The 1,828-nt window shown below is 53.0% G+C and carries 2 protein-coding genes; one reads left to right on the top strand and one right to left on the bottom strand.

The genetic code is table 11. The features are described from left to right. The coding region (locus ACTHUM_RS12925) for a PD-(D/E)XK nuclease family protein (RefSeq protein ID WP_440403047.1) at positions 1 to 813 on the top strand (813 nt) is incomplete at its 5' end. A 59-nt stretch (positions 814 to 872) separates the two neighbouring features. Here the strand turns inward: ACTHUM_RS12925 and ACTHUM_RS12920 are convergent. Next, positions 873 to 1,604, bottom strand: coding sequence for a phosphoadenylyl-sulfate reductase (locus ACTHUM_RS12920; protein WP_070459933.1), 732 nt, complete (start codon positions 1,602 to 1,604; stop codon positions 873 to 875). Positions 1,605 to 1,828 lie beyond the last annotated feature (224 nt).

Genomic DNA, 1,828 nt, shown 5'->3' with positions numbered 1-1,828 from the left:
TCAACCGACGAACAACACGAGCCTTTGCAACCTGCCATCGATCCGGCAGAAAGCGCAGACCGTGCCATGCCGTCTGAAAACCTGCCGCCCCCACTTTCAGACGGCCTCGATATCCACCATTTCCCCCACGGCACCAATGCCGGCGTATGTTTGCATGAAATGCTGGAAAAACTCGACTTCGCCGCCTCTGCCGAGAGCCAATCCGAAATGATTGCCGAAGTTTTGCAACGCCACAGCTTTGAAGACAAATGGCTGCCGACGGTAATCACCATGCTCGATACCTGCCGCCTTACGCCTTTAATCAACGAGAGCCTGTCGCAGATTCCGCCGACCCGACGCCTGCCCGAAATGGGGTTTACCCTGTACATGGACGATTTCAAACTGGACGACTTGCGCCGTTGGTTTGCCTCAAGCGAAGCAAACCTGCCGCCCGAATGCGTTCAAGCCGCGCAACTGCTTGACTTCCATGATTTACAAGGCTATTTGAACGGCTTTATTGATATGGTTTGCCAAGATTCAGACGGCAATGTCGTTTTAATCGACTACAAATCCAACCATTTGGGCAACGATGCAAGCGCCTACACGCAACAGGCGATGAACGAAGCCGTGGCACATCATCACTACTATCTGCAAGCCCTGATCTACGCCGTTGCCACCGCACGCTACTATGCCCTGCGCGGCAAGCCGTTGCCCAAAATCGCCATCCGCTACCTCTTCCTGCGCGGCATGGACGGCTCGGATCGCGGCATTTGGAAATGGGACATCGATACCGCCCTGCTTTCCACTTTCGTTGAACGAAAAACAAATTCTTGATAAATCATTTTGTTAAGCCGTCAAAAAGGCCGTCTGAAACATTTTCAGACGGCCTTTGATTATTTGTGCAAACCGCATTCCTTACTGTCTTTGCTTTCCCACCACCATCGCCCGGCGCGGATATTCTCACCCAACTTGACCGGACGCGTGCAGGGTTCGCACCCAATGCTGGGATAGCCTTGATGATACAGCGCATTAAGCGGAACTCGGTGCTCGTGTGCATAAGCCCAAACATCCTGCTCTTCCCAATCGAAAATAGGATTGAATTTGGCGATGTTGCGGCCCGTATCCAGCTCTTCAAAATTCAATTCGCTGCGCGTTTCGGACTGGCTGCGGCGTTGTCCGGTCAGCCATGCGGGGGCGTTGTGTAAAGCGCGGTTGAGTGGTTCGATTTTACGGATATGGCAGCAACGGCGGCGCAACTCGACGCTGTCGTACATGGCGGTTGTACCAAACTCCGCTTCAAATTCCGCAGCGGTTTGTCGGTTGGGATAAAATACTTCCAATTCGGTTTGATAACGCGCATTGGTTTCGGCAATCAGCGCGGCGGTCTCGGGATTGAGTTTGCCCGTATTGAGCGTAATGATGCGGATGGGCAGTTTCAGACGGCACACGGCATCGGTAATGACCATATCTTCAACCGCAAGGCTGGATGCGAACACGGCTTGCGGATAGCGCGCGGCAATGTCTTGCAAACGGCGCTCCAAAGTGGCCGCCAACTCAGGCAGGCGGCGGCGTTCGTCATCGCTGATTTCGGGGATTTTCCAGAATTGAGGACGGAATAAAGACATGGCTGGTTGTTCCTAATAATTTTCAGACGGCCTGTTAAAACGGCTGTCGATATGGTTATGGAACGATATTGTCCTGCGCCCGATCTTCAAACGGAAAGAATGCTTTTCTATTTCTTTATAACCAAAGCGTCTGCTGCTGGTTTTTCGGCAGCAAATGGCTCACGCCGATACCGATCAGGCGGAAGGCGTCTTCGCGTTGCGGCGGTATGCGCTGCAGCAAAGTA

Source organism: Neisseria sp. P0021.S006, from assembly GCF_051956895.1.
Note: the sequence above shows the minus strand (reverse complement) of the source record. Positions and strands in the feature narration are given on the sequence as shown.